The organism is Streptomyces sp. NPDC048484 (genome assembly GCF_040651415.1).
In the GTDB taxonomy this organism is placed as follows: Bacteria; Actinomycetota; Actinomycetes; order Streptomycetales; family Streptomycetaceae; genus Streptomyces.
Genome location: NZ_JBEZJY010000133.1, coordinates 1 through 2,130, shown reverse-complemented (window position 1 = coordinate 2,130; position 2,130 = coordinate 1). Strand labels below are relative to the sequence as shown.

The following is a 2,130-nucleotide window of genomic DNA, read 5'->3' as shown; positions in this document are numbered from 1 at the left end:
GATAGCGAGTGAGAACGGGCATAATCAGCCAAGTAATCGTCGCATAACTCAGGATAAATATGACCAATAAACTGCTGAGGTAGATCATATATTTTCGCAACTGTTTCTAACTCCTTTTCTTGATGAGATTAACCCTATTTGGTTCTGTTGCGAAGTTTGAAAATCAAACTCGCCCTCTCTGAACTCCAAATATCTTAGGCTGGTATTCCCATTAATACCTTGATTTCAGTAGACACCGAAAAGCCGAAGAGCGTTCCATTTCTTCGGTTCTTTTTATATATTCCTCGAATGGTTTCCATGCCCTTAATCGTGGTAGAGGCTGTACGGAGACTTTGATAAAATTTATTCCGTCGTTTAATAGGTCGATGGTCTTGTTCTATTAAATTGTTAAGATACTTCACAGTTCGGTGCTCTGTCATAGTATATAAACCCACACTCTGTAACTTTCTAAAGGCGGAGCCAAGAGAAAGTGCTTTATCAGTCACAATTGCTTTCGGCTCACCAAACTGTTTATGGAGTCGTTTTAAGAAAGCATAGGCTGCTTGCGTATCCCGTTTCTTTCGTAACCAGATATCTAAGGTTAAGCCGTCCGCATCAATTGCACGATAAAGATAATGCCCACGTCCCTTAATTTTGATATAGGTTTCGTCCATTTTCCATGAATAGAAGGATTGTCTATTTTTCTTCTTCCAAAGATAATAGAGGACTTTGCTGTACTCTTTCACCCAACGATAAATCGTAGTATGACAAACATTTATTCCACGATCATATAACAATTCCTGAACTTCACGATAGCTTAGATTGTAACGCAGGTAGTAACCAACAGCGACAATAATGACGTCTTTTTGGAATTGTTTGCCTTTAAAATGATTCATTACTCTGTCCTCTCTGTCTTTTTTCTCAATTTTACACTAAAATAGATTTTTTGGAAAACTTTGCAACAGAACCAAAGAAATAATAAATTCTAGGCCCTTAAAAGAAAAAATCAAATTTTTAACAAAGGTTATTATTATTAAGGCGAAAAACCTTTAAGCCGTTAAATGAAAATGCAAAGGGTTCATATACAATTATGTTAATTACGACCCGAATTGCTAGTTGATTATTTAGCCATGACTTGATACCCGATAGAATATCTTAAAGTCTCTGGTTCCAGTGATTTAGCTGATTTTAACAGTAAAGAATACGCTAAAAGTATCATCTCTAATTTCAATTGAAAACCTTGAGGCGAATGACTTTTACAACGCTCAGCTCCTAGATTTGTCAAAAAAGAGAAAACTCGCTCAATCACTTTTCTATGTTTTGAAAAATTAGGGAAAAGGATTTTCTTTTGCTTCATGTTCTTCCTGACAGGTGTAATTAGATCAATTCCTTCTAATTCCAGCCTTTCATGCAGTGACTGACCTAGATATCCCATATCTCCAAGGACTGTTGGTGTCCCAAATTGACTCAACACTTCCTCGGTCATTGAACGATCAGCCATTGAAGCAGGAGTAATTGTGTAGTCGATGACATAGCCTGATTCACTGACTAAAGCATGACATTTACATCCATAGAAGTACTGTCCCTTTGTAGCATTGTAGCCAACATTTGCATAATCTCCAAGAACTTTGCTTCTGAAGTTACGAATAGGCTGACACAAAGGAATGGGGAAGCTGTCAATAATGGATACACTCATTCCTTCAACCTCTTTAAAGACGAGTGCTTGGCGAATGACTTGGATACTCGGTAAGAGGGCATTACAACGGCGGACAAAGCGAGAATATTCTAGGAAATTAGGAAATAAACTTTGAGCCAATTGGTGCTTAGCTTTAAGTGTTTCACTAAAATGCAGTACGCCCCATAGGTAACAAGCGATAACTAAGCAATCTGATGTTGCGAGATGGACGTTCTTTCGGTTTTGAACCTCAAGGGAAACCCTCGTTTGATAAAGCGTCTCAATGGTTGTCAGTAAATAAACAAAAACTTTTGGAAGTGTGCTATTATAAGTCATATAAGTCGTGCGCTTTCTAATGCTTAGTGGTTTTAGATTAGGATAGCACGACTTATTTATTTTCCAATGAAATTAACTAGCAATTCGGGTTTATTTAAAGAAAAAAAGCACGCAGCGTTCTAATTATAACACAATGTGTC

General features: G+C 37.2%; 2 protein-coding genes. Both read right to left on the bottom strand.

All coding sequences use genetic code 11. The features are described 5' to 3' along the window. Nucleotides 1-194 precede the first annotated feature (194 nt). Nucleotides 195-875 (bottom strand): IS6 family transposase, encoded by a 681-nt coding sequence (locus AB0D14_RS44885; protein WP_362791298.1) that lies wholly within the window; start codon nt 873-875, stop codon nt 195-197. Nucleotides 876-1,099: 224 nt separating this feature from the next. Next, nucleotides 1,100-1,990 carry an IS982 family transposase gene (locus tag AB0D14_RS44880; protein WP_362791295.1) on the bottom strand — a complete coding sequence of 297 codons (891 nt, stop codon included), beginning with the start codon at nt 1,988-1,990 and terminating at the stop codon, nt 1,100-1,102. Between the last annotated feature and the right edge of the window lie 140 nt (nt 1,991-2,130).